The 25,347-nt window shown below is 70.0% G+C and carries 28 protein-coding genes; 11 read left to right on the top strand and 17 right to left on the bottom strand.

All coding sequences use genetic code 11. From position 1 onward, the window contains the following. Window positions 1-88: 88 nt before the first annotated feature. Both AB0383_RS26215 and AB0383_RS26210 read left to right on the top strand, forming a co-directional pair. Window positions 89-898 carry a helix-turn-helix transcriptional regulator gene (locus AB0383_RS26215; RefSeq protein WP_364184423.1) on the top strand — a complete coding sequence of 270 codons (810 nt, stop codon included), beginning with the start codon at window positions 89-91 and terminating at the stop codon, window positions 896-898. 91 nt (window positions 899-989) lie between these two features. Then, window positions 990-2,516 (top strand): AMP-binding protein, encoded by a 1,527-nt coding sequence (locus AB0383_RS26210; RefSeq protein ID WP_364184420.1) that lies wholly within the window; start codon window positions 990-992, stop codon window positions 2,514-2,516. Here AB0383_RS26210 and AB0383_RS26205 read toward each other — a convergent pair. From AB0383_RS26205 to AB0383_RS26185, 5 genes are all read right to left on the bottom strand, one after another. Continuing rightward, complete coding sequence (locus tag AB0383_RS26205) at window positions 2,513-3,064, bottom strand: dihydrofolate reductase family protein (protein WP_364184417.1); 552 nt, start codon at window positions 3,062-3,064, stop codon at window positions 2,513-2,515. The genes AB0383_RS26210 and AB0383_RS26205 overlap by 4 nt on opposite strands. A gap of 70 nt (window positions 3,065-3,134) precedes the next feature. After that, the gene (locus AB0383_RS26200; protein ID WP_364184414.1) at window positions 3,135-4,172 is read right to left on the bottom strand and encodes an LLM class flavin-dependent oxidoreductase; all 1,038 of its coding nucleotides are present in this window, start codon (window positions 4,170-4,172) and stop codon (window positions 3,135-3,137) included. Further along, window positions 4,172-4,684, bottom strand: coding sequence for an SRPBCC family protein (locus AB0383_RS26195; RefSeq protein WP_366188775.1), 513 nt, complete (start codon window positions 4,682-4,684; stop codon window positions 4,172-4,174). The genes AB0383_RS26200 and AB0383_RS26195 overlap by 1 nt, the downstream gene beginning before the upstream one ends. Window positions 4,685-4,772: 88 nt before the next feature. After that, window positions 4,773-5,285 (bottom strand): helix-turn-helix domain-containing protein, encoded by a 513-nt coding sequence (locus AB0383_RS26190; RefSeq protein ID WP_364184408.1) that lies wholly within the window; start codon window positions 5,283-5,285, stop codon window positions 4,773-4,775. A gap of 52 nt (window positions 5,286-5,337) precedes the next feature. Beyond that, a complete protein-coding gene (locus AB0383_RS26185) occupies window positions 5,338-5,733 on the bottom strand; it encodes a cupin domain-containing protein (RefSeq protein WP_354872258.1) in 396 nt (131 codons plus the stop codon). A gap of 52 nt (window positions 5,734-5,785) precedes the next feature. Between AB0383_RS26185 and AB0383_RS26180 the strand changes: the two genes are divergently transcribed. Then, window positions 5,786-6,751, top strand: a complete 966-nt coding sequence (locus AB0383_RS26180) for a helix-turn-helix domain-containing protein (protein WP_364184405.1) — start codon at window positions 5,786-5,788, stop codon at window positions 6,749-6,751. Here AB0383_RS26180 and AB0383_RS26175 read toward each other — a convergent pair whose 3' ends face one another. Then, on the bottom strand, window positions 6,752-7,336 hold the full coding sequence (locus AB0383_RS26175) for a TetR/AcrR family transcriptional regulator (RefSeq protein ID WP_364184403.1): 585 nt from the start codon (window positions 7,334-7,336) through the stop codon (window positions 6,752-6,754). 68 nt (window positions 7,337-7,404) lie between these two features. On the opposite strand from AB0383_RS26175, the gene AB0383_RS26170 reads away from it, so the two are divergent. Then, on the top strand, window positions 7,405-7,911 hold the full coding sequence (locus tag AB0383_RS26170; protein WP_364184400.1) for a GNAT family N-acetyltransferase: 507 nt from the start codon (window positions 7,405-7,407) through the stop codon (window positions 7,909-7,911). A 145-nt stretch (window positions 7,912-8,056) separates the two neighbouring features. Beyond that, window positions 8,057-9,322, top strand: coding sequence for a lytic murein transglycosylase (locus tag AB0383_RS26165; RefSeq protein WP_364184397.1), 1,266 nt, complete (start codon window positions 8,057-8,059; stop codon window positions 9,320-9,322). Window positions 9,323-9,359: 37 nt separating this feature from the next. Here AB0383_RS26165 and AB0383_RS26160 read toward each other — a convergent pair whose 3' ends face one another. Beyond that, on the bottom strand, window positions 9,360-9,758 hold the full coding sequence (locus tag AB0383_RS26160) for a helix-turn-helix domain-containing protein (protein WP_364184394.1): 399 nt from the start codon (window positions 9,756-9,758) through the stop codon (window positions 9,360-9,362). Window positions 9,759-9,872: 114 nt separating this feature from the next. Between AB0383_RS26160 and AB0383_RS26155 the strand changes: the two genes are divergently transcribed. Together AB0383_RS26155 and AB0383_RS26150 are read left to right on the top strand one after the other, a co-directional pair. Next, on the top strand, window positions 9,873-10,724 hold the full coding sequence (locus AB0383_RS26155) for an SDR family oxidoreductase (RefSeq protein ID WP_364184391.1): 852 nt from the start codon (window positions 9,873-9,875) through the stop codon (window positions 10,722-10,724). Between the two features lie 206 nt (window positions 10,725-10,930). Beyond that, window positions 10,931-11,839, top strand: a complete 909-nt coding sequence (locus AB0383_RS26150) for an SDR family NAD(P)-dependent oxidoreductase (protein WP_364184388.1) — start codon at window positions 10,931-10,933, stop codon at window positions 11,837-11,839. Here AB0383_RS26150 and AB0383_RS26145 read toward each other — a convergent pair whose 3' ends face one another. After that, entirely contained in the window at window positions 11,840-12,427 is a 588-nt protein-coding gene (locus AB0383_RS26145; RefSeq protein ID WP_364184385.1) for a TetR/AcrR family transcriptional regulator, read from the bottom strand. A 50-nt stretch (window positions 12,428-12,477) separates the two neighbouring features. Here AB0383_RS26145 and AB0383_RS26140 point away from each other — a divergent pair, with 50 nt between their 5' ends. Continuing rightward, complete coding sequence (locus AB0383_RS26140) at window positions 12,478-13,830, top strand: carboxypeptidase regulatory-like domain-containing protein (protein ID WP_366188774.1); 1,353 nt, start codon at window positions 12,478-12,480, stop codon at window positions 13,828-13,830. Window positions 13,831-13,834: 4 nt separating this feature from the next. Further along, the gene (locus tag AB0383_RS26135) at window positions 13,835-14,647 is read left to right on the top strand and encodes a class I SAM-dependent methyltransferase (RefSeq protein ID WP_366188773.1); all 813 of its coding nucleotides are present in this window, start codon (window positions 13,835-13,837) and stop codon (window positions 14,645-14,647) included. Window positions 14,648-14,675: 28 nt separating this feature from the next. On the opposite strand, the gene AB0383_RS26130 is transcribed toward AB0383_RS26135, so the two are convergent. The 8 genes from AB0383_RS26130 to AB0383_RS26095 are packed head-to-tail and all read right to left on the bottom strand — an operon-like array spanning window position 14,676 to window position 23,153. Continuing rightward, window positions 14,676-15,419 carry an SDR family oxidoreductase gene (locus AB0383_RS26130; protein ID WP_364184377.1) on the bottom strand — a complete coding sequence of 248 codons (744 nt, stop codon included), beginning with the start codon at window positions 15,417-15,419 and terminating at the stop codon, window positions 14,676-14,678. After that, entirely contained in the window at window positions 15,416-16,921 is a 1,506-nt protein-coding gene (locus tag AB0383_RS26125; protein ID WP_366188772.1) for a long-chain fatty acid--CoA ligase, read from the bottom strand. The genes AB0383_RS26130 and AB0383_RS26125 overlap by 4 nt, the downstream gene beginning before the upstream one ends. Next, window positions 16,921-17,709 carry an SDR family NAD(P)-dependent oxidoreductase gene (locus AB0383_RS26120; RefSeq protein WP_364184371.1) on the bottom strand — a complete coding sequence of 263 codons (789 nt, stop codon included), beginning with the start codon at window positions 17,707-17,709 and terminating at the stop codon, window positions 16,921-16,923. The genes AB0383_RS26125 and AB0383_RS26120 overlap by 1 nt, the downstream gene beginning before the upstream one ends. 24 nt (window positions 17,710-17,733) lie before the next feature. After that, window positions 17,734-18,492: an SDR family NAD(P)-dependent oxidoreductase gene (locus AB0383_RS26115; protein ID WP_364184368.1), complete on the bottom strand. Its 759-nt coding sequence runs from the start codon at window positions 18,490-18,492 to the stop codon at window positions 17,734-17,736. After that, on the bottom strand, window positions 18,489-18,884 hold the full coding sequence (locus tag AB0383_RS26110; protein WP_220243675.1) for a carboxymuconolactone decarboxylase family protein: 396 nt from the start codon (window positions 18,882-18,884) through the stop codon (window positions 18,489-18,491). The genes AB0383_RS26115 and AB0383_RS26110 overlap by 4 nt, the downstream gene beginning before the upstream one ends. Window positions 18,885-18,894: 10 nt before the next feature. Next, window positions 18,895-20,823 (bottom strand): hydantoinase B/oxoprolinase family protein, encoded by a 1,929-nt coding sequence (locus AB0383_RS26105; protein WP_364184365.1) that lies wholly within the window; start codon window positions 20,821-20,823, stop codon window positions 18,895-18,897. A gap of 3 nt (window positions 20,824-20,826) precedes the next feature. Then, window positions 20,827-22,857, bottom strand: a complete 2,031-nt coding sequence (locus tag AB0383_RS26100) for a hydantoinase/oxoprolinase family protein (protein ID WP_366188771.1) — start codon at window positions 22,855-22,857, stop codon at window positions 20,827-20,829. A 29-nt stretch (window positions 22,858-22,886) separates the two neighbouring features. Further along, window positions 22,887-23,153, bottom strand: coding sequence for a hypothetical protein (locus AB0383_RS26095; protein ID WP_220243678.1), 267 nt, complete (start codon window positions 23,151-23,153; stop codon window positions 22,887-22,889). 136 nt (window positions 23,154-23,289) lie between these two features. Here AB0383_RS26095 and AB0383_RS26090 point away from each other — a divergent pair, with 136 nt between their 5' ends. Both AB0383_RS26090 and AB0383_RS26085 read left to right on the top strand, forming a co-directional pair. Then, window positions 23,290-24,066 carry an enoyl-CoA hydratase-related protein gene (locus tag AB0383_RS26090; RefSeq protein WP_364184359.1) on the top strand — a complete coding sequence of 259 codons (777 nt, stop codon included), beginning with the start codon at window positions 23,290-23,292 and terminating at the stop codon, window positions 24,064-24,066. Between the two features lie 32 nt (window positions 24,067-24,098). Continuing rightward, window positions 24,099-24,758, top strand: a complete 660-nt coding sequence (locus AB0383_RS26085; protein WP_364184356.1) for a TetR/AcrR family transcriptional regulator — start codon at window positions 24,099-24,101, stop codon at window positions 24,756-24,758. Between the two features lie 18 nt (window positions 24,759-24,776). Here the strand turns inward: AB0383_RS26085 and AB0383_RS26080 are convergent, their stop codons facing one another. Continuing rightward, entirely contained in the window at window positions 24,777-25,334 is a 558-nt protein-coding gene (locus AB0383_RS26080) for a hypothetical protein (RefSeq protein WP_366188770.1), read from the bottom strand. Window positions 25,335-25,347: the final 13 nt, after the last annotated feature.

Below are 25,347 nucleotides of genomic sequence, written 5' to 3'. Positions count from 1 at the left end.
AGTCCGAACGCGACGTATCACGTACGGTGGACGCCTCGGCAAAGCCGAAAGCCGCAGGTCAAGCGAGACAGGTCCAGGGACGGTGCCCATGACGCCATCGGGCAGGCTCGCGCTGACGGCCAGCCCCCTGGTCGCCGGCGCGCTGCAGGCGCTCCAGCGCGTGACCGGGCTGCCGGTCGCGATGGGCGGGCCCGTGTCGGCGGGGTCGCGGACGCTCGTGATCGACCAGCTGCGCGGCACGGCCACGGGCTCGCTGCAGCACCTGCGCGTCGACACCGGCGCCGGGCTGGGCGGCAAGGCCGTGGCGCTCGGGCGGCCGTCGACGGTCATCGACTACCTCAACGCGCAGGGCATCACCCACAAGTACGACCGCGCCGTCGCGCCGGAGCAGCTGCGGGCGATGGTCGCGCTGCCGGTGCGCGTGGGCGCGTCGACGCGTGCGGTGCTGTACGCGGCAACGCGCGATTCGATCACCTTCGGCGACCGGATCCTACGCGCGGCGAGCGCGGTCGTCGCACGGTTGGAGCGCGACATCGAGGTGGAGGAAGAAGTCCGGCGGCGCGTCAGGACACCGCCGCCGGGTGAGCACCACGACCTGCACGCCGAGCTCCTCGCGATCGCCGGTTCGATGCACGACGACGAGGCCCGCGCGCGGCTGCTCGAAGTGTGCGAACGCCTGCGTCCGCCCGAGGCCCCGCCGGGCATCACGCTGTCGCCGCGCGAGCTCGACGTGCTGCGGCTCGTGCGCGAGGGCTGCACCAACGACGAGATCTCCGAGCGGCTCGGGCTGCTGCCCAACACGGTCAAGTCGTACCTCAAGCACGCCATGCGCAAGCTCGACGTCAGCAACCGGATCCAGGCGGTGAACCGGGCGCACGCGGCCGGCCTGTTCGGCTGAGCACCCCCTTTGTGGGGTGGCCGGGTGGTCACCGCGCGGGCATCATCGCCGCACGGGCAGCGCTGCCCGTTCGACGCGAAGGGATCGGCACGTGTTCTACGACCTCGCTGTCCGCGATTTCCTCGACCGCGCGGAAACGGTGTACCCGGACCGGATCGCGGTGGTGGACGAACCCGACCAGCCCGCGGCCTCGTGGGGCGCGATCACCTACCGCGAGCTGGCCCGGCGGGCCCGCGCGCAGGCCGCGAACCTCGACACGCTGGGCGTGCCCGTCGGCGGCCGCGTCGCGATCGTTTCGCACAACTCGGCGCGGCTGCTCACGTCGTTCTTCGGGGTTTCGGGCTGGGGCCGCATCCTGGTGCCGGTGAACTTCCGGCTCGCGCCGGCGGAGGTGCGCTACATCGTGGAGCACTCGGGCGCCGAGGTCGTGATGGTCGACCCGGAGCTGAAGCCGCTGCTGGACTCTGTCACCGCGAAGCACGTGTTCGTGCTCGGCGAGCACGACGAGCAGATCTTCGGCGGTGACGGCGAACCGCGGCCGTGGAAGCCCGATGAATCGGCCACCGCCACGCTCAACTACACCTCGGGCACCACCGCGCGGCCCAAGGGCGTGCAGCTGACGCACCGCAATCTCTGGCTCAACGCCACCACGTTCGCCTTGCACACCACGCTCAACGACAACGACGTGCTGCTGCACACCCTGCCGATGTTCCACTGCAACGGCTGGGGCATGCCCTATGGCGTCACCGGTCTCGGCGCGCGCCACATCGTGCTGCGCAAGGTCGACGGCACGGAGATCCTGCGCCGCGTGGAGGAACACGGCGTCACGATCATGTGTGCCGCCCCCGCCGTGGTCACCGCGGCCCTCGACGGCGCCGCCAAGTGGGACGGCGAGATCCCCGGCCGCGACCGCGTGCGAATTGTCGTGGCGGGCGCGCCGCCGCCGACCCGCACCATCGAACGCGTGCGCGCCGAGCTGGGCTGGGAGTTCATCCAGATCTACGGCCTCACCGAGACGTCGCCGCTGCTCACGGTCAACCGCTTCCGCTCGGAGTGGGAAGACCTCGACGCGCACGAGCAGGCGAAGCTCCTGGGCCGCGCGGGCGCGCCGGCGCTGGGCGTGCGCGTGTCGATCGACACCGACGGCGAGGTGCTCGTCCAGTCGAACATGAACCTCGACGGCTACTGGGAGAACCCGGACGAAACCGCCCGCGTGCAGGGGGGCAACTGGTTCCACACCGGCGACGGCGGCCGCTTCGAGGACGGTTACCTCTCCATCGCCGACCGCAAGAAGGACGTGATCATCACCGGCGGCGAGAACGTGTCGTCCATCGAGGTGGAAGACGCCCTGAACTCCCACCCGGCCGTGCGCGAGGCCGCCGTGATCGGCATCCCCGACACGAAGTGGGGCGAGCTCGTCACGGCCCTGGTCGTCACCGACGGCACCCCCGTGACGGCGGAGGACCTGATCACGCACTGCCGCCGGCACCTGGCCGGCTACAAGTGCCCGAAACGCGTGGACTTCCTCGACGAACTCCCCCGCACGGCGACCGGCAAGATCCAGAAGTTCAAGCTGCGCAAGCCGTTCTGGGAAGGCCAGGACCGGCAGGTGAACTAGCCACGCGGCTCGGCCGGCCGGTAGACGAGCTGCACCACCCCGTTGCCGAACACCTTCGACCGTTCCAGCGCGAAGTCCAGATGCGGACCGTCGTCCGGGAACAGGCGGCGGCCCGCGCCGACGACGACGGGGTGTTGCAGGAGGACCAGCTCGTCGACGAGGCGGCGGGCGAGCAGCCAGCGCACGAGCGTCGCGCTGCCGCTGGTGAGGATGGTGCCGCCGGGGGCGGCCTTGAGGTCGCGGATCGCGGGTTCGAGGTCGCGCGGCAGGAGGGTGCTGTGCTGCCGGCCGACGGCGGTGAGCGTGGTGGAGGCGACGTACTTGCGGACGTTGTTCATGAACTCCGCGCCGGGGTCGTCCGCGCGGCCGGGCCAGGCTTCGGCGAAGCCCTCGTACGTCACGCGGCCCAGCAGCATCGCGTCGGCGTCGGACAGGCCGGCGCCGACGATGCGTTCGAGCTCGGGCGTCCAGTGCGAAAGCGACCAGCGGTCCGGCGCTTCGACGACGCCGTCCAGCGACACGAACAACGTGGACACGATCTTGCGCATCGGAGGGCTCCTCGTTCGGGGAGCCCCACTATCCCGGAGACGACCGGGATCGCGCAGACAAACCGAACGATCAACCCACTTGCCGCACCAGGTCGAGCGCGCGGCCGAGCGTCGACAGCCGCGCGTCGAGCGAGTCGCCCGCCGGGTAGAGGCGGACCGTGTCGACGCCGGCGTCGCGCCAGACGCGCAGCCGTGTGCGGACCATGTCCTCGGTGCCGATGAGCGTGGTGCCCAGGACCATCTCGTCCGTCACCAGCGAAGCGGCGCCGTCGCGGTCGCCGGACTGCCAGCGGTCGCGGACCTCCGCGGCGACCTCGGCCCAGCCCTGGCGGCTGTAGGCGTCGTTGTAGAAGTTGGTGCTCGCGGAACCCATGCCACCCAGGGAAAACGCGAGCTCCTTCTTCCGAGAGCCAACCATGTCGCGCAGCTCGTCGTCATTCGCGGCGAACGCGACTTCCGCGCCCTGGCACACGTCGAGGTCGCCCCGCGCGCGGCCGGACTTCGCGAGGCCCGCGTCGAGGTGGCTGAAGTACGCCGAAGCGCCTTCGGGTACGAAGCTGGTGCCGAGCCAGCCGTCGGCGACCTCGCCGGTGAGTTCCAGCATCTTCGGCGACAGCGTGGCCAAATAGATGGGGATGTCCTCGTTGGGTTTCGACGACAGCCGCATCGGCCGCGCCTCACCTGGCAGCGGGATCTCGAAAGCCTTGCCGGAGAAGGAGATCTTCTTCCCCGCGAACGCGCTGCGCACGATCTCCACCGTCTCGCGCATTCGCGTGAGCGGCTTCGCGAACGCCACGCCGTGCAGGCCCTCCATCACCTGCGGCCCACTCGGTCCGAGGCCCAGGGAAAACCGGCCGCCGGACATGTCGGCGAGCGTCAGCGCCGCCTGCGCCACCGCGACCGGCGTGCGCACACCGACCTGCATGATCCCGGAGCCGAGCTGTAGCCGCGAAGTGCGCCCGGCCAGGAACCCGAGCACCGACGGCGCGTCGGAACCCCACGCCTCGGCGACCCAGCACACGTCGAGACCGAGTTTTTCGGCCTCCAGCACGAAATCCAGTGTGTCCGTCCAGCCGCCGGAGGCTTCGACCGTGGTCGCGGTGCGCATCAGCGCGCCGCCTCGACCCGGTCCTTGATCGCCGCGACGGTGGCGATCATCGCGGTCTCGAACTCGCGCATGCGCACGAAAACGATCTTCTGCTCCTTGTCCGGCATGCGGTCGATGGCGAAGGACAGACCCGATCGTGCCGGCCCCATCTGCATCCACTGGGTGAGCTTCGTGCCGCCGTTCTCGGGCTCGAGCGTGAATCGCCAGGTCGCCGTGGGCGTGTCCGCGTCCGCCACCGCCCACGCGAACACGCGCGGCTCCTCGCACTCGACGATGAACGACGTCGTCGACCACTCGCCGAGCGCGTCGTGCTTGCTGTAGCCCACGAAGGAGCCGCCGAGCTTCGGGCCGGTCGCGCCGTCGCACCACTCGACACGCTGGAGCTCAGCGCTCATCTCGGGCATGCGCTGCACGTCGGACACGAACGGCCACACCGTCTCGGGAGCGCCGTCGATCCAGGTGGCCGCCTCGGCCGTGGGCTTGTCCGCGTACCGCGCGCCGGTCCACTCCATCGTGGTGCGCCTCCTCAGCATCGACCGTCAAGGTGCCTCTGACCACGATAGTTTCGTAGTGAGACCCTCGTGTCAACGCGAGGTCGGCTCAGTGCGCGGCTTCCTGCTTGGCGAACCGCGCCTCGACATCGGGCCGGTGCGCGATCTTCTCGGGGAAGCCGGGGCCGCGGCGCATCCGCGTGTCCTCGGCCGTGAGCGGCTCGCCGCACTGCGCGCAGACGACTTCGGCGTGCGTGTCGTGGCCGCACGTCTCGTGGTGCGTCGTGATCGGCGGGCCGGCCTCGCCAGCGAGCCAGCGGTCCCCCCACGCCGTCATCGCGATGAGGACCCCGAAGAAGTCCTTGCCCTTGTCGGTGAGCACGTAGTCGTAGCGCACCGGCTCGGTCTGGTACGCCACCTTCTCCAGCAGACCCTCGTCGACCAGCCGGCGCAGCCGGTCGGCGAGGGTGTTGCGCGCGATGCCGAGCGCCTGCTGGAACTCGTCGAAGCGCGTGACGCCGTAGAACGCGTCGCGCAGCACGAGCGGCGTCCACCAGTCCCCGAGCAGGTCCATGGTCCGCGCGATGGAGCACGGCCACTGCGCGAAGGAAGTCCGTTTCATGGACGGGAGACTACGCCGTCTCAGTCTGAAACTCAGCTGTTGGAAGCTGTGATCAGGCGATTTCCACGCGGTGGCCGACGGTCACGTCCACGTGATCGGGCACCTCGTCGTGCTCGTCGCCGACCGAGAGCGTACCCGCGGGCTCCACGAGCAGCACGGCCGCGCCTTCCTTCGAAGACGGCTTGTGGAACGTCCCGCGCGGCACCACGAACACCGAGCCGCGCCCCACCGTGACCACGCGCTCGCCGGCGGGCTCACGCAGGCCGATCTGGATCTCGCCGTCGAGGACCAGGAAGAACTCGTCGGTGTTCTCGTGGACGTGCCACACGTGCTCGCCGGAGAAGCGGGCGAGGCGGACGTCGTAGTCGTTGATGTTCGCGACGATGCGCGGGCTCCACACGGCGTCGAAGCCGTCGAGCACGGTCTGCAGATCGATGGGCTGGTTCATGCGATCGATCGTGGTCCTGTCGCCGGGCGACCGGGAGTGCTAGGAATAGCACATGTCGCAAGGATCCTCGCACCGCGTGGTGATGGTCGTGGACGACGGCTCGAACCCGTTCGAGATGGGCGTCGCGACGGAGCTGTTCGGCCTGCGCCGCCCGGAGCTCGGACGGGAGTGGTACGAGTTCACGCTGGCCTCGGCGCGCGAGCGCGTGGGCATGCACCTGGGGATGTTCACGCTCTCGGGCATCGCGAGGCTCGACGCGGTCGACGAGGCGGACACGGTGATCGTGCCGAACCGGCCGGATCCGCAGGTGCCGGCGGAGGCCTCGGTGCTGTCCGCGATCCGGCGGGCCCACACGCGCGGCGCGCGGCTGATGAGCTTCTGCACGGGCGCGTTCACGCTGGCCGAGGCGGGCGTGCTGGACGGGCTGCGCGCGACGACGCACTGGCGGTGGGCGGCCGAGTTCACCGAGCGCTACCCCGACGTGCGGCTGGAGCCCGACGTCCTGTTCGTCGACGAGGGCACGGTGCTCACGGCGGCGGGCAGCGCTGCGGCAATGGACCTGGGTCTGTACGTGATCCAGCGCGACCACGGCGCGGAGATCGCCAACGCCGTGAGCCGCCGCCTGGTCTTCCCCGGTCACCGCGACGGTGGTCAGCAGCAGTTCGTGGAACGGCCGGTGCCCGTGGTGCCGGACGCGTCACTGGCACCGGTGCTGGAGTGGGCGCGCGGCAATCTCGACCGGGCGTTGACCATCGCGGACCTGGCCGGGCGGGCGGCGACCAGCCAGGCGACGCTTCACCGGCGGTTCCGCGGCGAGCTGGGCACGACGCCGCTGGCCTGGCTGACGACGGAGCGCGTCAGCCTCGCGTGCCGGCTGCTGGAACGCGGCGAGCTGCGGCTGGACCGCGTCGCCACCGAATGCGGGTTCGGGACGGCCGCCAACCTGCGGGCACAGCTGCGGCGGCACACGGGGCTGAGCCCGTCGGAGTACCGGCGGCGGTTCGGACCGGCGGCCTGATCAGCTCTCGAGCTCGCGCAGGGCAGCGGCGATCGCGTCGCGGTGGACGGCCGGCGGGTAGGTGGCGGGGTCGGCCGCGGTCAGGGCGTTGAGGCCTTCGACCAGGGCGATCAGGCGTTTCGCGGTCCGTTCGCGGCGCGGGTGGGCCCAGCGGGGGTGGCAGGCGCCGACGAGCCGCGTCACGCGGATGACGAACGAGCGGTTGTGCGCGCGGTGGCGGTCGGCCAGCTCGGGGTCCGCGAGGGCGGCGGCGAGGAAGCCGACCCAGACCCGGGCCTCGTCGGCGGCTTCCTCGGTGAGGGTGGCGGCGTGGCAGAGGACGTCGCGCAGCACGGCCGCGGGTGGGCCGCCGGCCGCTTCGGTGGCGTCGGCGCGTTCGGCGGTGCGCTGGTGCAGCAGGTCGCGGGCGTGCAGCAACAGAGCGCGCTTGGTCGGGAACGCGTGCATGACCAGGCCCGTGGTGCAGCCCGCGCGCTCGGCGACCGCGCGCACGGTGAGGCCGGGCAGCCCGTCCGCGGCCAGCACCCGCCACACTGCACCGGAGAGCAGCTCGCGCTGAGCGCCGACGTCACGCTGTCTTGGCATGCGGGCCTCCTTTCCGTAACATCGGTTACGGTAACACTTGTTCCGAAACCACGTGTGAAAATCCGGGGGTGCCGGTGGTCGAGATCCTGCGTTCCGAGTGGGACGCGCCGGAGGCGGTCGCGCTGCGGGCTGCGCAACGGGCCGAATTGGACGCTCGGTACGCGACCGGCGACCACGAAGCCGGCCCGGCGCCAACCGCCGAAAGTATGGCCGTTTTTGTCATCGCGTGGTCCGGCGGCACCGCGGTCGGCTGCGGTGGCCTGCGGTTCCTCGGGCCGGGCGAGGCGGAGATCAAACGCATGTACGTGGTGCCGGCCTCGCGCGGGACCGGCGTTTCGACGGCGTTGTTGCGGGTGCTTGAAGGGGAGGCCGCGTCGCACGGCATCACGCGGCTACTTCTGGAAACCGGTGTCCGCCAGCCGGACGCGATCCGCTTCTACCAGCGGGAAGGCTACGAATCGATCCCGGCGTTCGGCGCGTACAGCAGTGATCCACTGGCCCGATGCTTCGCGCGATTACTCCATTCGGCGCAGTCGTCAAAAAACCGATCCGCGCCTCCTGTTAAACCCCGGTGAAAATGTCTGATCGGCCAACTACGGATTTAGCGTGGATGGACGAGACCTCGCCGTCTCGACAGATTTGGCGCAGGCCCTCACAAAAGGCGGCCGTCTTCGGCTAGCTTGACCCAAGAGGGTTCGAAAGGCGAAACGGGGAGCGACGATGGCGAAACACCGCCCACGCCGGAGGTCTGTCCGCAGCAAGACGGCAGCCGCCCTCGCGGGTGGTGCGCTCGTGGTGCTGCCGACGTTGGCCGCGTCGGGTCTGCCCATTCCGCTCGCCGCCGCCCCGGCTCTCAGGGCCGCGGGCACCTCGCAGCCGCCGATGGCCGCGCCGTGGCTTCCGCCGAACATCGAGCTCCCGCCGGTCGCCGTGGACGGCAGCCTGCCGCAGCCGCCGACCCCGTTGCCCCTGACCGTGCCGGGCTTCCACGTGAGCACGGGTTCGGCCACGCCGTCCGGTCCACTGGGGATTCCGGGCAGCATGCTGAAGGCGTACCAGAACGCGGCCGACATCATGTCCCGCGAGCAGCCCGGCTGCCACCTCGACTGGCAGCTCATCGCGGCCATCGGGCGCATCGAGTCCAACCACGCGCGCGGCGGTTACGTCGACGCGCAGGGCAACACGCTCGAGCCGATCCTCGGGCCGGTGCTCGACGGTTCCGGCCCGTTCGCCGCCATCGGCGACACCGACGGCGGCAAGTACGACGGCAACGCGGTGTGGGACCGCGCCGTGGGCGCCACGCAGTTCATCCCGTCGACCTGGGCGGGCTACGCCTCCGACGGCAACGGCGACGGCGTGTCCAACCCGAACAACATCTACGACGAAACCCTCGCCACGGCGCGCTACCTGTGCTCCGGCGGCTTGGACCTCTCCAGCGACGCGATGCAGCGCGTGGCCGTGCGGCGCTACAACAACTCGCAGTCCTATGTGGACACGGTCATGGCCTACGCGGCGGCCTACCGCGGCGGCGTGTCGCAGCTGCCCGACAGCCAGGTCCCCATCGGCGCGCCACCGGGCCCGGGCGCCATCGCGGCCGCCGCCGGCAGTCCCCTCGGCAACCCGGCCCCGCCGCCGCCCCCGCTCGTCACACCGCCGGGCAGCCCCACGCAGCTCCCACCGTCGACCACAACGAGCTCGCCCACCACGACTCCGACGACCCCCAGCACCACCCCGTCGGACTCCGGCGACACTCCGCCGCCGTCCGACGGCTCGACCCCGCCGCCTTCGGACGGATCGACTCCGCCGCCCGCTGACAGCTCCACCCCACCGGCCGGCTCGACCCCTCCGTCCAGCTCGACGACGCCGACCACCACCACGTCGTCGTCCAGTTCGGACTCGCCGTCGTCCGGCTCGGACTCGTCCTCCTCCACCAGCTCGGACACCACCCCGCCCCCGGAGACGACGAGCACCACGCCGACCAGCTGATTCCCGTGGCGTGAGTGGTGAAACCGGGCTTCGCCGCTCACGCGTCCGGCTGCGTCACCGAAGCCCGGGCCTCGTCGTAGGCGTCGCGGGCTTCGGTGACAGCGGGGAGCCGGCGTTCGACCCAGCGGACCAGACCGCGGACCTGCTCGGCGGCCTCGCGGCCCATCGGGGTGAGCGAGTAGTCGACGCGGGGCGGGATGACGGGCTTGGCGTCGCGGTCGAGGAAGCCGTCGCGTTCGAGGGTTTGCAGCGTCTGCGCCAGCATTTTTTCACTCACGCCGCCGATTTCGCGGCGGAGCTCGCTGAAGCGGTACGAGCGTTCGAGCAGGGCGGCGAGCACGAGGATGCCCCAGCGGCTCGTCACGTGCTCCAGCACGATGCGCGACGGACAGGTCGCGCGGTTGACGTTGGGCGCCTCGGGCAGTGCTTCGGTCATGTCACCCTCCTCATTACTCGAACACCAGTACCTTACTCTGAAGTGGGTACTTCCCGAGAGAGAGTAACAGTCCTACGGTGAGTGGTGGAAGATCCACCGACCCGAAGGAAAAACATGAGCATCGTCATCACCGGAGCCACCGGGCTGCTGGGCCGGCAGGTCGTCGCCGACCTCCTCGCGGCCGGCGTGCCCGCGGGTGAAATCACGGCCGTGGCGCGCAGTGCGGAGAAGGCGGCCGACCTGGGTGTGCGCGTGCACATCGGCGACTACGACCGGCCGGAGACGCTGGCCGGGGCCTTCGCCGCCGGGGACCGCGTGCTGCTGGTGTCCGGCACGGAGCTGGGCAAGCGCGTCGGCCAGCACACCGCCGTCATCGACGCCGCGAAGGCCGCCGACGTCGCGCAGCTCGCGTACACAGGCGTCTTCGGCAGCCCGGACGCCGACTTCACCCTCGCCGACGACCACCGCGAGACCGAGCAGCGCATCCTCGACGCAGGGCTGCCGTACACATTCCTGCGCAACAACTGGTACTCCGAGATGGCCGTCGCCGACGTCCCCGGCTCGCTCGCCCGCGGAGCCGTCGTGAACAGCGTCCGCGCCGACGCCCGCATCGCCACCGCCCCGCGTGAGGACTACGCCACGGCCGCGGCCACGGTCCTGCGCACGGACGGCCACCTCGGCGTCGCCTACGAGCTCGGCGGCGACACCGCGTGGACGTTCGGCGAGTTCGCCGCGGAGCTCGCGCGCCTCGGCGGCCGCCCGGTGGTCCATACCACTATCCCCGGCGCGGAGTACGAAGCGATCCTCACCGGCGCCGGTGTGCCGGCGTTCATGGCGACGGTCCTGGTCGACGTCGACGACGCCATCTCCCGCGGCCGCCTCGCCGGCACCCCGGGCGAGCTGGCGAAGCTCCTCGGGCGCCCGCCGGCACCGATCACTGAGACGATCGCGAAGCTCCTCGGCTGAAGCCGCGCCGAGTACCATTCGGCGCGGCGGCGATCCCGGCGCCGCACAGACGGGCGATCGGATGCCTGGCACCCGGGAGTTCCCGGCATCCGCGCCCGTACCAAGCCCGGCCACGCACCTCATGAGCCCGGCCGAGAGCCCTCTCGAACCCGATCAACCGGGGCGCCCGGGCTAAGCTGCACGCGGTCCGAGCCCGAGGAGCGAACGTGTCCTGGAACCCCCAAGCGCTGCCCGATCTGTCCGGTCGGACCTACGCCGTGACGGGCGGGAACGCGGGGATCGGCTACTTCATCTCCGAACAGCTCGCCGGCGCCGGCGCGCACGTCGTGATCCTCGGGCGCACCCCGGCCCGGCTGGCGACCGCGGCCGACGCGATCAAGAACCACCACGGACAGGCCGAAATCAGCACGATCCGCCTGGATCTGGCCGACCTCGAGTCCGTCGCGGAAGCCGCCGATTCACTCAATCGGCTCGGGCGCGTGGACGGGCTGGTCGAGAACGCCGGCTCCACCTCCCCCGGCCGCCGACGCCGGACCACGCGTCAGGGCTTCGAACTCGCCGTCGGCACCAACCACCTCGGCCACTTCGCCCTCACCGCGCTCGCGATGCCGGTGCTCACCGCGTCCGACGCCCGCGTCGTGCCCATGGGCAGCCTGATCACCCGGCTGCAGCCGTTCGACCTCGACGACCTGCAGACCGAACGCAAGTACTCCGAGTTCCGCGCCTACGCCCAGTCCAAGCACGCCGTGCAGTCCTTCGGCTTCGAACTCGACCGGCGGCTGCGCGCGGCCGGCTCGAAGGTCACCTGCGTGGTGGCCCACCCCGGCTTCAGCCTCGGCAGCGCCAGCCCGCGCCGCGACGGCATCACCGACCCGAAGCCGCTGATGCGCCTGTTCGCGCCCCTCACGCAGGGCAAGGACCGCGGCGCCTGGCCCGCCGTCCGCGCCGCCGTCGACCCGGAAGCCACCGGGGGCCAGTTCTACGGCCCCGCCCGCGGCGGCGTCGGCCGCCCCGTGCCGAAGACGGCCGTCAAGGTCGACCTGGACCCCGAACGCGCGGGCAAGCTGTGGACCCTGTCGGAAAAGCTGACGGGTACGACGTTCGACGTCCGCTGATCAACCCGGCGGCTCAAGGCCCGAGTCGAGGGCGTCCATCGCCCGGTTCAGCAACGTCACCAGGCCCGGATCACTCCCCGGGTACCAGCTCTTGAACGCCGCCCGGTTGGCGGCGAACGCGACCTCCACCGTGAGCCGCACGTAGAGGTCGTCCACCGAGAGGCCCGTGCGCGAAGCGATCGCCTCGAGCGCGGCTTCCTCCACGAGCTTGTTGACGTGCGCGAGCCGGCCCCACAACTCGGGGTATTCGCGCAGCATCAGGGCCCGCTCGCCGAAGGTGGGGTCGGCGGAGGCCTCCGTGAAGCGCTCCGTGAAGACCGCGCGCAGGGTCGCGAGTGGACGTTCCGAGGCGGGCCGCGCGGCGACGCCCGACCGGACGCCGTCGGGGGTGAGCGCCAGGGAGAAAACCGCGGCTTCCTTGCTGTCGAAGTAGTTGAAGAACGTACGCGCCGAGACGCCGGCCTTGTCGCAGATCTGGTCGACGGTCACCTCGTGCGGCCCGCGCGATCGGTACAGCGCGACGGCCGCCGCGCGGATCGCCTGTCGCGTTGCTTCCTTCTTGCGCTCGCGAAGTCCCGCCCCTGTCATCTTTCTTACACTACTGCACTTTTGCAGTACTGCAATATAACGTGACCACCATGGCGGAAGAACTGGCCAACCCCTCGATCACTCGCACCCTCGCCGAGAACCTTTGGTTCCCCGTTGTCCTTTTTCTCGGCTTTGCCGTGGTCTACCTGGCCGCCTTCCACCGGCCGCAGCCGCACGAGGTGCCGGTGGCGGTCGCCGACCCGGTGGCCGCGACGCGGGTCCAAAGCCGGCTGGACGAGGTCAGCCCCGGCGGGTTCCACGTCGTCGCCGTGCCCGACGGGCAAGCGGCCCGCGAAGCCGTGCTGGGCCGCACCACCAGCGGGGCCTTCACCCCGGACGCAAAGCACCCGGTGCTCTACGTCGCCAAAGCCAACGGCTTCACCCTCCATTCCCTGCTCACCCAGACCTTCACGCCCCTGGCCAACGGGAAGCTCGCCGTTGTCGACCTCGCCCCGACCGTCGCCGGCGACCCGCTCGGCAACGGGCTGTTCTACCTGCTGATCTCGTGGGGCCTGCCGAGCTATTTCGTCGTGATGATGCTGCTGCGCGCGGTCGGGCTCAGCCGCCGCGCGCGGATGCTCACGTTCGTCGGCTGGGCCGCGTTCCTGTCGGTGGCGGGCTTCCTCATCGCCCACGCCATGGACGTCATCCCCGGCAACCCGGCCGCGATCCCGCTCGCGTTCCTGTCGAGCCTCGTGGTTTCCCTGGTCTCCCAAGGCCTCGTGCCGATCTTCAAGCAGTTCTTCCCCGGCGTCGCGGTCACGCTGTTCGTCATCCTCAGCTCCGCGTCCAGCGGCGGCATCATCCCGCCGCAGATGCAGCCCGCGCTGTTCCGCGCCCTGCACCCGATCCTGCCGATGGGCAACCTCAACGACGCACTGCGCGGCATCTTCTACTTCCACGGCACCGGCGTCGCCGGACACGTCCTGGTGCTGTGCGCCTGGCTCGCGCTCGGCATCGCCCTCAACGTGGGTCACGCCCTGTGGCTGCGCCGAAAGCACACGCAAGACGAAACACCGCCCGTGGAAGATCCCGTGCTCGAGATGCCGCGCCCCACGGCACTCCCGACCCACGGCCACCGCTTCGGCGAGCTCGTGCCCATGCTGATCGGCACCGTCCGCTCCACCACCGGCGATCGCGTCGCCGACGCGATCCTCACCGTCACCGACGGAAAAGGCCGGCAGCTCGTGCGGACCACCACCGACGACGAGGGTGCCTTCGCCGTCGGTGGGTTGCCCGAGCAGTTCGTGCACCTCGTGGTGACCGCGCCCGGCCGGCAGCCCACCGCACGGCGGACGTTCTTCCGCGAAGGCGTGTTCCGGCGCGAAGACTTCGTGCTCGCACCGGAGCCGGCGCTGCCCCAGGGGGAAGCCGCCTTCGCGCGTTCAGGTCGGCAATACTGATGTGATGAACGATCCCCAGTTCCGGTCCGATCTCTACCGGGGAACCGCGAATTACTACGACCGATTCCGCGTGCCGTATCCGCAGGATCTCCTCGATGATCTCACCGACCGATCCGGGACGAGTGGCGAGGACAGCCTCCTGGACCTCGCGTGCGGCCCTGGCCTGATCAGCTTTGCCCTGCACGACCGATTCCGGGACGTCTGGGCCGTCGACCAGGAGCCCGGCATGATCGATGTCGCGCGGAACAAGGCCGCGGCAGCCGGTATCAATACCATCCGTTTCATGACCTCGTCCGCCGAGGACTTGTCCGTGCCGGAGAACTCATTCGACCTGATTGCCATCGGTAACGCGTTTCACCGCATGCAGCGCGAGACCGTCGCCGCCCGCCTCATGCGGTGGCTTCGGCCGGGCCGGTGCGTGGCCTTGCTCTGGGGCGGAACGCCCTGGGACGGCCAAGCTCCTTGGCAACGAGCCATGTCGGAGACCATGGAGCGGTGGAGAGCCCGAGCGCAGGCCCATGACCGGATTCCGCCTCGCTATGACGAGAACCGGAAGCGAAGGCCGGACCTGGACATTCTGCGTGACGCCGGGTTCGAGCCGGCCGGCTCCCACCAGTTCCCCGCCACCTGGGAGTGGACACCCGACACGTTGATCGGATTCGCCTATTCCACGGCGGTTGTATCCCACGACGCGCTCGGCGACCTGGCCTCCGGCTTCGAAGAAGACCTCCGGCACGCAGTCCGCGCCTGTGAGCCTTCCGGGGTAATGCGCCAGAGCATCGAGTTCGCCTACGAACTGGCCCGCCGCCCGGCCTGACGTGAGGCGGTCCGGGCGGGCCCGCCGCTCACGCCGTCCAGCCACCGTCCACAGTGAGCGTCGAGCCGGTCGTGTACGAAGACGCGTCCGACGCCAGATACACCGCCGCACCACCGAGTTCCGGCGGCGAGGCCACCCGGTTCTGCGGGATGTTCGCCAGGATCCGCTCGCCCCACTTGCTCGTGACCAGGCCCTCGGACAGCTCGGTGTGGAAGTAGCCCGGCGCCAGCACGTTCACGCGCACGCCCTTCGGCGCCCACTCCACGGCGAGCACGCGCGACAACGCCTCAACACCACCCTTGCTCGCGGCGTAGGCGGCAATGCGGTCGAACCCGGTGCGCGCGTGCACCGACGACACCGTGATGATCGACCCCACCCCCTGCGTGAGCATCTGCCGCCCGGCCGCGCGGGCGCAGTAGTACGTGCCCGACAGGTTGACGTCGAGCACGTGCGCCCAGTCGTCGTCGCTGCCCTGCTCGCTGCGCCGGAACGTCGGGCTGATCCCGGCCGCGGTCACGCACACGTCCAACCGCCCGTGCGAAGCCACGATTCCCGATACCGCACTGTCCGCAAAGGACGGATCCGACACCGAACCCGCCAGCACCAGCGCACCACCGAGCTCCGCGGCCAACGACGTCAAGTCGTCCTCCGTCCGCGAGGTCACGGCCAGCGTCGCCCCGGCCGCGGCCAACGCCACCGCGATCGCCCGGCCCAGGCCCTTGCCCGCGCCCGTGACCCAGGCGACCTTGCCCGTCAGGTCGAACTCGTTCATCCGCGCAGGTTCCTCTTCAGCACCTTGCCCGAAGGCGTCCGCGGCAGCTCGTCGAGGAACACCAGATCCGCCGGCACCTTGAACTTCGCCAGCCGTTCGCGGCAGAACGCCACGAGCGCGTCACGGTCCCGCGTCGCGCCCGGGCGCAGCACGACGAACGCCTGCGGCACCTCGCCCCACCGCGGGTGGCCCATGCCGACCACCGCCGCCTCGACGACGTCGGGGTGCTCGTACAGCACGCGCTCCACCTCGGGCGTCGCGATGTTCTCGCCGCCGGACACGATCATGTCCTTCTTGCGGTCCTCGACGTAGAGGTACCCGTCCTCGTCGAGCCGCCCGACGTCGCCGGTGTGGAACCAGCCGTCGCGGAACGCCTTCGCCGTCGCGGCCTCGTCGCGCCAGTACCCGGTGCTCACCTTGGGCCCGCGCAACGCGATCTCGCCCAGCTCGCCGGCCGGCAGTGGCGCCCCGGACTCGTCGACGATCCGGACTTCCAGGTGTACCACCGGCCGCCCGACCGAACCCACCTTGGCCAGCATGTGCTCGGGGTCGTTGAAGGTGTCGCCCGACACGGTCTCGGTGAGCCCGTACGCGTCGGAGAACCACGCCTTCGGGAACGCGGCGAGGATCTTCTCCACCAGTGGCACCGGCATCTTCTCCCCACCGCCGATGATGAACCGGATCGACGACGTGTCGCGCTCCATGATGTCGGGCAGCTGCAGGATCGCGTTCATCATCGACGGCGCCAGCCAGATGTTGCTCGGCCGCTCGCGTTCGATCGTGTCCACGACCTCGGCCGCGTCGAACTTTCGCAGCACGATCAGCGAACCGCCCGCGTGCAACGTGCCGACGCCGGGCAGGTCGAACCCGCCGACGTGGTACAGCGGCCCGCAGACCAACGTCACGTCCTCGGCGGTGATGCCGAACTCGACGAGGTGGCCGAGGTTCTTCCACGCCAGGTTGCCGTGCGTGATCTGCACGCCCTTCGGCCGTGACGTCGTGCCTGACGTGTACATCAGCCGCTGCAGGTCGTCCGCGCCGACCGACGCCGGCGTCACCGAACGGCCGAGGTTCGAGCCCACCAGGTCTTGGTACGACGTCCAGCCCGAAGCACTTCCACTCAGCAACAGCCGCTGCTTCAGACCCGGCAACGGCAAAGTGTTGACCGACGACCGGAATTCCGGCTCCGTCAGCAGTGCGACCGCACCCGAGTGCTCGAGGATGTAGCGCCATTCCTCGGGCGAGAGCCGGTAGTTGAGCGGCAGGAACGCGGCCCCGATCCGGTTCACCGCGAAGACCGCCTCCAGGAACTCGAGGTGGTTGTACAGCAGCAGCCCGACGACGTCACCGCGGCCGATGCCCAGCTCCGTGAGCCCGGACGCCAGCGCGTCGACCCGGGTGAGCAGCTCGCGGTTGGTCAAGGACCGCGAACCCTGGCTGAGCACCACTTTGTCCGGGTAACGGCCGGTGTTGTGGTCGAGGATCGTGGCGAAGTTCGACATCAGCGCTCCTGTGCGTGGAAGCTGTGCAGCTCGCCCCCGGCCGATCCCCAGTGGATGGTGCTGATCATGCCACCGTCGGCGACCAGGTCGGTGCCGGTGACGTAGTCCGCGCCCGGCCCAGCCAGGAACGCCACCACTCGCGCGATGTCGTCCGGCTCCCCGATGCGGCCCAGCGGCGTGTTGGCCACCGTCGCCGCGCGGATGTTCTCGTTGCCCAGTGTGTCGCGGTTCAGCCCGCTGCGGACGACGCCGGGACTCACGGAGTTGATGCGGATCCCGTCCACGGCCAGCTCCGCGGCCAGCTGCTTGGTCAACGCCAGCACCCCGCCCTTCGCCGCCGTATAGGAGGAAAAGCCGTACCCGGTGTGCCCGGCGATCGACGCGATCTGCACGATCGAACCGCCGCCACCCGCGGCCATCGCCGGAATCACCTGCTTGAGCAGGATGAAGTACCCGGTGAGGTTCACGTCGAGCACCCGCCGCCATTCGCCCACAGTGGACTCCAGCAGCTTCTTGCGGATGATGATCCCCGCCGCGTTCACCAGTACCTTCGGCGGACCGAACCGTTCGACGGCCTGGCTCACCGCGTCGGCCACAGCCTCTTCGTCGGTGACGTCGACCGCGAACGCCGCCGCGGCCACGGAAAGTTCCTTCGCGGTGCGCTCGGCCGCCGCGCCGTCGGAGTCGAGCAACACGAGAGGCCGGCCGTCCTCGGCCAGCCGCAGCGCGCAGGCGCGGCCGATCCCGGAGCCCGCCCCGGTCACGACCGCGCAACCTGATTTGTCCACAGTGGACCTCCTTCCGCAGGGCGCTCAGCCCATCGCGTAACCCCCGTTGACGTCGACCACCGCACCCGTCATGTAGCTCGCCGCGGGCGAGGCCAGGAAAGCCGCCACGCGCGCGATCTCCTCGGGCCGAGCCAAGCGGCCGAGCGGGTTGTAGTCGTCGGAATACCCCTTGCCCACGATCATGTCCGTGTCCACCACGCCCGGGGCCACGGCGTTGGCGACGATCCCGTTGCGGGCCTCGGTTTTCGCGAGCCACTTCACCACCGCGTGGACCGCGCCCTTGCTGGCCACGTAGTGCGGGCCGGCGAGCACGCCGCCGACCTTGCCCGCCACCGAGCCGATGCAGACGACCCGCGCGTCGTGACCGCGCAGGAACGGCAGCGCGCCGCCGATGCACCACAGCGTGCCCTTGACGTTGACGCCGAGCACCGCGTCCACTTCGGACTCCGACAGCTCGTCGAGCCGCATCGTCTCGCCGTAGACGGCCGCACACGTCACCAAGGCGTCGAGCCGCTTGCCGGGACCCGCCGCCTCGGCCATGGCCGAGGCGACGGCGGTGCGGTCGGTGACGTCGAGGACCAGGCCGGCGGCGGAACCGCCGGCCTCGGTGATCTCGGCGACGGTCGCGGCGGGATCCCGGGCATCGAGCACCGTGACGTGGGCCCCGGCGAGCGCGAGCTCGACTGCGATCCGGCTGCCGATCCCGCGCGCCGCACCGGTCACGACCACGCGCGCCCCGGCCAGGGATGCCGGACCGCGCGGGTCGAGAACTCCGTGGCTCACGCCGACTTCTGCTCGTGCGCCGCCAGTTCCTCCATCAGCACGGGGACCCCGAGGGTGCAGGTGTGGATCCCGAGTACGCTCGTGAGCTCCAGCACCTCCATGATCTCCTCCTTGGTGGCCCCGTAGCCGAGGGCGTTGCGGATGTGCTGGCGCAGCCCGGGCTCGTAGAGGTGCGTGGTGGAGGCGTCGATCGCGGTGTAGATCAGCTCCTTGACCTTCGGCTCCAACACCCCCTTGCGCCACGGCACGGCGGAGAAGTTCAAGTACGCCTCGAAGAAGTCCGGGTCGAGGCTCAGCAGTCCTTCCCAGAACGTGTTCCAGTACCCGCGTTCGGCGAGGAAGGTCTCCCTGAGCTTGTTCTGCCGGTCGACGTCCGTCCCGTTCTCGGACAACGGTTCCTCCCTACTTCGCGGCCAGCTCGGCGCGGCGCTTGGCGGTGGCTTCCTGGTCGATCTTGAGGTTCTCCGGGTCACCGTGCGGGTCGCCGGAGATCACCACGCCGTAGTCGCGGTACGCGCCCTCGATGGTCACGTACTCGTCGCGCACGTCGCGGCACACTCGCTCGGGATCGCGCTGCAGCGGTGAACCCCAGCCGCCACCGCCGTTGGTGAGGTAGCGGAACACCGCGTTGGGCTTGGTGTGCCACACCGGGGTGCTGGCGAAGTAGAAGTACTCGCCGTTCGGGTCCACGGTCTTGGTCTTCGGGTCGAGCATCCCGGCGACCGGCGTCGCGCCCGAGTAGACCTCGGGTTCGGTGCCGATGAGGTCCTTGTCCTTGGTGACGTTCTTGTAGTCCGGGTGGAACACCCAGGTCGCGCCGAGCGCGCCGGCCTCACCGCCGTAGACCCCGACCCCGCTCGCGGTCTTGGTGTGCAGCGGGCTCGACCAGTGTTCGGCGTCCGTCAGGTACAGCGTGTCCTTGAGCACGGCCGCGCCACCGCGGTTGTCGCCCGCGCCGCCGCTGTCCGGCGCGTACTCCTTGCGCAGCACCACGGCCGGCAGCTCGGACTCGATGGCTTCCGTGGCCGGGTCGAGGTTGTTGGCCTGGTAGACCACGGAGTAGCTGTCCGCGTCGCCCGCTTCGGTCGCGCCCCAGGGCCCGTGCTCGCCGCCGCACTGCGCGGTGGTGACCCACGGGGTGCCGTCGGGCAGCACGCCGTTGGCGTTGTGGATGTTCAGCGAGCCGTAGTCGCCGCCGACGGCCTTGCGGCCCAGCGCCTTCTCCAGCGCGCGGAACACCGCGAGCAGGACCGGCCCGGTGCTTTCCCAGTACAGGAACACCGCGCCGTCCGGTGGCGTGGCGCTGATGAACGTGCCGGCCGGCAGCACGATGTCGATCGGCCGGTACGCACCGGAGGTGAACGGCGTGGCCGGATCGATGAGGAACTTCAACGCGACCCCGACGGCGGTCTTCGTGTCGAGGATGCCGGCGTTGATCGACGTGCGCGCCTGTGGCGAGGTGCCCGAGAAGTCGAGCTCCATCCGGTCGGCGGCCTTGCTGATCTTCAGCCGGATCTTGTACTCGACGGTGTCGTCGACACCGTCGCAGTCGATGCCTTCCTCGGCCTCGTAGACGCCGTCGGGCAGCTCGGCCAGCGCGGTGCTCATGGACTCGGCCGACACGTCGGTGGAGTAGCGGATCGCGCCGAGGTACGCGTCGACGCCGTAGCGTTCCACGCTCTCGTTGATCAGCTTCTCGCCCAGCAGGAGGTTCTGGTAGATCGTCTTGATGTCGGGCAGCAGCAGTGCGCAGTAACGGGCGTTGTCGAAGATCAGGTTGAACGCCGACTTCACCGGCTTGTCTTTCTTGTACAGCTGCATCGGCGCGATCACGAGGCCGTTTTCGTACACGTTGCGCTTGGTGCCGGAGAAGCCCGCCGGGATCACGCCGCCCATGTCGAGCTGGTGCGCGCGCAGCGTGACGAGCGAGATCAGCTTGCCCTCGTGGAACACCGGGCGGATGAAGCAGATGTCGTTCACGTGGTTGCCCGCGCGGTACGGGTCGTTGCAGATCACCACGTCACCCGGTTCGAGGTTCTCCGGGCCGTACTCCTCGATGGTGTTGCGCACGGCCTCGGACATGGTGCCGAGGAACATCGCGAGGCTGTTGCTCACCGAGGACATCGGGTAGTTCTGTTCCGGCGGGCCGGAGATCGTCGCCGCGAAGTCGTACCAGTCGCGCAGGATGAGCGAGAACGCGTTGTTGAGCAGGCCGGTGCACATGTGCTGCACGATGTAGCGCATGCGGCTCGACAGGACCGACGCGGTGAAGCGGTCGGAGCCGTACAGCTCGGCGAACTGGGCGTCGTCGAGGTCCTTCAGAGAGGTCATGGTTCACGCCTTCCGGATGCGCAGCTCGCCGTAGGTCCCGACGGTCGCGACCTGACCCGGGACGAGGAACGTGGTGGACAGCGGTTCGCGGACGACCGCGGGGCCGGGGACCTGGTCGCCGACGCGGAGGTCGGCGCGCTGGTACTCGCCGGCGTCGAGGACGTCGTCGGTGAGGTAGCGGATCTTCAGTGTGCGCGTCGGCTGCAAGGTGTCGCCCGACGCGCGCTCCGGGATCTTCGGGTACTCGACCTTGTCGGCCTTCGCGACGGCCTGGACGCGGTAGGTGACGCCCTGCACGGGCAGTGCCTCGAACTTGTTGCCCGAGCGCTCGGCGTAGGCCTCGTGGAAGTTCGCGACCATCGTGGCGACGGCCTCCGCGTCGATCGTGCCCGCGGGCACGCCGATGAACGGCGTTTCCCACGTCTGGCCGGCGAGGCGCCCGTCGAAGCTGCGGACGAACTCGATGTTGTCGCGGTCCTTCTCCTGCAGGCGTTCGCGCAGCCGCTCTTCCATGGAGTGGTAGACCTTGTCGACCTGCTCGGCCGCCTCGGCGGTCAGCAGTGTGTAGGCGCTGCGGCTGTCGGCGTAGACGAGGTCGGAGCTGACGAGGCCCAGCGCGGAGAACAGGCCCGGGTGCGGCGGCACGATGACCTCGGCCGCGTGCACCAGGTCGAGCACCGCGGGCAGCAGCATTGGGCCGGCCGCACCGTAGGCGACGAGGCTGTAGTCGCGCGGGTCGACGCCGTGCTGAATGGCGATGTTCACGACGCCCTCGGCGATGTTGTTCACGCCGATGTTGAACGCGTAGCTCACGCGCTGCTCGAACAACAGCTTCGAGTCGAGCGCCTCGAAGGCTTGCCGGGAGAGATCGGGGTCGAGCTTCATCCGGCCGCCGGCGAACCCGTCGGGGTCGATGATGCCCATCAGCAGGCAGGTGTCGGTGGTCGTCGGCTGCCGACCGCCGAGGCCGTAGCAAGCCGGGCCGGGGTCGGCGCCCGCGCTTCCCGGGCCGACCTTGAGCTCACCGGCCGGGTTGATCGTGACGAGGCTGCCGCCGCCGGCGCCGATGCTGGAGACCTCGTTGGACAGTGCGTTCACGATCAGGTCGTGTTCGAGTTCGAACGTCGTGTTCACGAACGGCTTGCCGTCGCTGACCATGCTGATGTCGCACGAGGTGCCGCCGACGTCCGCGCACAACAGGTTTCCGGCGCCGATCAGGCCGCCGAAGTGGGCGCTGGACACGGTTCCCGCCGCGGGGCCGGCGAACACGATGCGGAACGGATGTTCCATCGCGACGTCGGAACGCACGAGCTGCGCGGCGCAGTCGGCGAAGTTGAGGTCACCGGTGAAGCCGAGGTCGCGCAGGCCGGCGTCGAGGCGCTTGGTGTAGGCGTCGTAAGTCAGGCGCATGAAGACGTCGATGACCGTGGTCGACGCGCGCGCGAACTCCTTGGCCAGTGGGGAGACCTCGCTGGAGATCGACACCGGGATGTCGCCGAGCTCCTCGTGCACGAGCTGGCGCAAGCGTTCTTCGTGATGGTTGTTCACGTATGCGTTGATGAGGCAGATGGCCACGCCTTCGACGCCGCACTTGCGCAGCACCGCGAGCTCTTCGCGCACGTGGTCCTCGTCGAGCTGGATCAGGATGCCGCCGTCGGCGGTCAGCCGCTCGCGGATGCCGCGCCGGAGGTACCGGGGCACGAGCGGCCGGTTCGCGTCGCCGTAGGAGCGGCGCCACGCGGGGTTCGTCAGGCCTTCGACCGGGCGCCAGGTGCGGCCGATGTCGAGGATGTCCCGGTGTCCCAGCGTGGTCAGGAAAGCGATCTTCGGCAGCCGCCGCGTGATGATCGCGTTGAGGCCGTGGGTGCTGGCGTGGTTGAAGACCGCGGACGCGCTCACGCCGACCTCTTCGGCACCGCGCAGCACACCGCGTTCGGTGGTGCGCACGTCCGTGGCGACCTTGACGGTCTTGATCTCGCCATCGGCGATCGCCACCACGTCCGTGAACGTGCCGCCGACGTCTACTCCGATCATGGAACTACCCGCCTTTCGGTGATTCGTGGTCAGTAAACGTCGAGGCCGTCGGAGGTGAGAACGATGGGGCCGAGCAGCGGGCCGGTTTCACGGCTCACCGATTCGAGCGTTTTCTGGTGCTTGACGACGGTGAACCAACCGCCTTCCGAGAGCACCGGGTAGCGGCGGAAGTCCGCTGCGGTGGAACCGGGGAAATCCCGTTCGAGGTTCACGCCGAGTGCCTGCAGATCGGCGTCGGTGACCTCTTCCCGGGCTACCGAAAGTCCTTCGGGGACGGATGATTCGACTGCGTCCATGGGCCATCACTCCGGTGTGTTGTGCCGCTGCCGAGTTTCGTGTACCAATCGGTCTAAGAAACCGTGATGGGAAGCACTGTAGGACCCTGATCGCGGCCTGACAAGCCCGGACCGGGTGAGGTGAGGAGCTTCAGTGATGACGGAACGGCTACACGTCGAAACCACCGGCCGGGTCGCGACGGTCCGCCTGGACCACCCGCCCCTCAACGCCTTCGACACCGAGATGCGCCACGCGCTGGCCGACACCGCGGCGCGCTTGGCGGACTCCGACGACGTCCACGCGGTGGTGCTCCACGGCGGCTCGCGGGTCTTCGCGGCGGGCGCGGACATCAAGCAGCTGGCCGGGTTCTCGTTCGAGGAGGTGCTCGGCTGGAACCGCGCGCTGCAGAAGGCGTTCACGCGGTTCGCCGAACTCCCGATGCCGGTTGTCGCGGCCGTCAACGGCTACGCCCTCGGCGGCGGCATGGAACTCGCGCTCGCGGCCGACTACCGCGTCGCCGCTCCCGACGCGGTGTTCGGCCAGCCGGAGGTGCTGCTCGGCATCATCCCGGGATCCGGCGGCACGCAACGGCTGGCGCGCTTGATCGGCCCGTCGCGGGCGAAGGAGCTGCTGATGACCGGACGGCGGGTGCGTGCTCCGGAAGCGCTCTCCCTGGGGCTCGTGGATCGGATCGCCGACGATCCTCTTGCCGCGGCTCTGGAGTACGCGCAGGCGCTCGCGGCGGGACCCCGGTTCGCGATCCAGGCGGTGAAGGAGGCCGTGGACCACGGACTCGATTCGTCGATCGCCGCGGGCCTGGCCCTGGAACGCTCGCTCATCGCCGGCCTGTTCGCCACGCGCGACCGCGACACCGGCATGGCGTCGTTCCTGCGCGACGGGCCGGGCAAGGCCACGTTCGACCGTGACGCCTAGAGTGGTGTGTCTGCCAGCAGCGGAGGGGAAAAATGCCGAGACCACCGGGACACGGCCCCGGCTACGAGGTCAAGCGCCAGGAGATCATCGACCAGGCCGCCGCGCTGTTCGCCAAGCAGGGCTACGCCGCCACCGGGATCGCCGAGATCGGTCAGGTCGCGGGCCTCGCGAAGGGCGCGCTGTACTACTACATCGGGTCCAAGGAGAACCTCCTGGTCGAGATCCAGGACCGCGTACTGCGCCCGCTGCTCACCGCCGCCCGCCGCATCGCCACCCTCGACGAGGACCCGGTCCTGCGGCTGCGCCTGCTGTCCGAGACGCTGCTCGACATCATCCTCGAGCGCCTCGACCACATCTGGGTGTACGAACACGACTACCGCCACCTGCGCGGCGCCAACCGCGCCCGCCTGCTGCGCCAGCGCCGCGAGTTCGAACGCATCGTGCTGGATCTGCTGGCCGCTGCGATGGACACCGGCGCGTTCCGCCGGCTGGACCCGCGGCTGGCCATGCTGCAGTTCCTGAACCTGCACAACCACACCTACCAGTGGGCCCGGCCGGACGGACCGTGGGACGCGGCGTTCCTGTCGCGGGAGTACTGCGCGACGTTGATCTCGGGGTTCTGCAGTCCGGGTTACGACGTGGCTGACCTGGAGGAACGGGTGGCCGCGTTCAGAGCGCGGGTGCCGGCCTGACCCGCTCGATTCGCTCGGTCACGCGCGGACGGGTGCCTCCTCGTCCGGCCCCGTGATCTGCAGGGCCTCGCGGACCTGCTGACGCAGCCCGAGCAGGAGCACGCCCAGGTAGCGCTGGTTCTTCACGGCCGCACCCAGATCGCGCAGGCCCAGCGCGTAGTCGTGGCTCTGGCGGAACTCGAGGTAGACCTCGTCGGCCGCGGCAGCGAGCGCAGCCGGGCCGAAGATCATCAGACCGGACAGCACCTGCTGCACCTGCTCGTCGAGTGCGCGCAGCTCGTCGAGGCCGGCCGGCTCGTGGCCGGCCTCGCGCGCCGCGACCGGCTTCTCCAGCGCGCGCTCCCAGTCGCGGAAGGCGGCGAGCACCGCGATGTGCACGTCGAAGCGCTTCTCTCGCCAGTGGGCGTCGAGGTCGCGCTGGCGTTCCCGCGCCCAGCGCTGGTCCTCGCGCACGGCTTCCCGCGCCCACCGGCGCTCCTCGCGCCAGACGTTGATCAGCTGACCACTCACCACCCCCAGGATGCCGAGCACCGCGACGACGATCGGGACCCACACCGAGACCTGGCCGGACTCCATGCGGGCAGCGTAG

This window comes from Amycolatopsis sp. NPDC051373 (genome assembly GCF_040689465.1).
Taxonomy (GTDB): Bacteria; Actinomycetota; Actinomycetes; order Mycobacteriales; family Pseudonocardiaceae; genus Amycolatopsis.
This window is presented reverse-complemented; position numbering and strand designations above follow the sequence as displayed.

Coding starts and splice junctions, on each gene's coding strand:
- AB0383_RS26215 (WP_364184423.1), top strand. CDS start 89: ATGACGCCATCGGGCAGGCTCGCGCTGACGGCCAGCCCCCTGGTCGCC.
- AB0383_RS26205 (WP_364184417.1), bottom strand. CDS start 3,064: ATGCGCAAGATCGTGTCCACGTTGTTCGTGTCGCTGGACGGCGTCGTC.
- AB0383_RS26200 (WP_364184414.1), bottom strand. CDS start 4,172: ATGCGCACCGCGACCACGGTCGAAGCCTCCGGCGGCTGGACGGACACA.
- AB0383_RS26195 (WP_366188775.1), bottom strand. CDS start 4,684: ATGGAGTGGACCGGCGCGCGGTACGCGGACAAGCCCACGGCCGAGGCG.
- AB0383_RS26190 (WP_364184408.1), bottom strand. CDS start 5,285: ATGAAACGGACTTCCTTCGCGCAGTGGCCGTGCTCCATCGCGCGGACC.
- AB0383_RS26185 (WP_354872258.1), bottom strand. CDS start 5,733: ATGAACCAGCCCATCGATCTGCAGACCGTGCTCGACGGCTTCGACGCC.
- AB0383_RS26180 (WP_364184405.1), top strand. CDS start 5,786: ATGTCGCAAGGATCCTCGCACCGCGTGGTGATGGTCGTGGACGACGGC.
- AB0383_RS26175 (WP_364184403.1), bottom strand. CDS start 7,336: ATGCCAAGACAGCGTGACGTCGGCGCTCAGCGCGAGCTGCTCTCCGGT.
- AB0383_RS26165 (WP_364184397.1), top strand. CDS start 8,057: ATGGCGAAACACCGCCCACGCCGGAGGTCTGTCCGCAGCAAGACGGCA.
- AB0383_RS26160 (WP_364184394.1), bottom strand. CDS start 9,758: ATGACCGAAGCACTGCCCGAGGCGCCCAACGTCAACCGCGCGACCTGT.
- AB0383_RS26155 (WP_364184391.1), top strand. CDS start 9,873: ATGAGCATCGTCATCACCGGAGCCACCGGGCTGCTGGGCCGGCAGGTC.
- AB0383_RS26145 (WP_364184385.1), bottom strand. CDS start 12,427: ATGACAGGGGCGGGACTTCGCGAGCGCAAGAAGGAAGCAACGCGACAG.
- AB0383_RS26140 (WP_366188774.1), top strand. CDS start 12,478: ATGGCGGAAGAACTGGCCAACCCCTCGATCACTCGCACCCTCGCCGAG.
- AB0383_RS26135 (WP_366188773.1), top strand. CDS start 13,835: ATGAACGATCCCCAGTTCCGGTCCGATCTCTACCGGGGAACCGCGAAT.
- AB0383_RS26130 (WP_364184377.1), bottom strand. CDS start 15,419: ATGAACGAGTTCGACCTGACGGGCAAGGTCGCCTGGGTCACGGGCGCG.
- AB0383_RS26125 (WP_366188772.1), bottom strand. CDS start 16,921: ATGTCGAACTTCGCCACGATCCTCGACCACAACACCGGCCGTTACCCG.
- AB0383_RS26105 (WP_364184365.1), bottom strand. CDS start 20,823: ATGACCTCTCTGAAGGACCTCGACGACGCCCAGTTCGCCGAGCTGTAC.
- AB0383_RS26100 (WP_366188771.1), bottom strand. CDS start 22,857: ATGATCGGAGTAGACGTCGGCGGCACGTTCACGGACGTGGTGGCGATC.
- AB0383_RS26095 (WP_220243678.1), bottom strand. CDS start 23,153: ATGGACGCAGTCGAATCATCCGTCCCCGAAGGACTTTCGGTAGCCCGG.
- AB0383_RS26090 (WP_364184359.1), top strand. CDS start 23,290: ATGACGGAACGGCTACACGTCGAAACCACCGGCCGGGTCGCGACGGTC.
- AB0383_RS26085 (WP_364184356.1), top strand. CDS start 24,099: ATGCCGAGACCACCGGGACACGGCCCCGGCTACGAGGTCAAGCGCCAG.
- AB0383_RS26080 (WP_366188770.1), bottom strand. CDS start 25,334: ATGGAGTCCGGCCAGGTCTCGGTGTGGGTCCCGATCGTCGTCGCGGTG.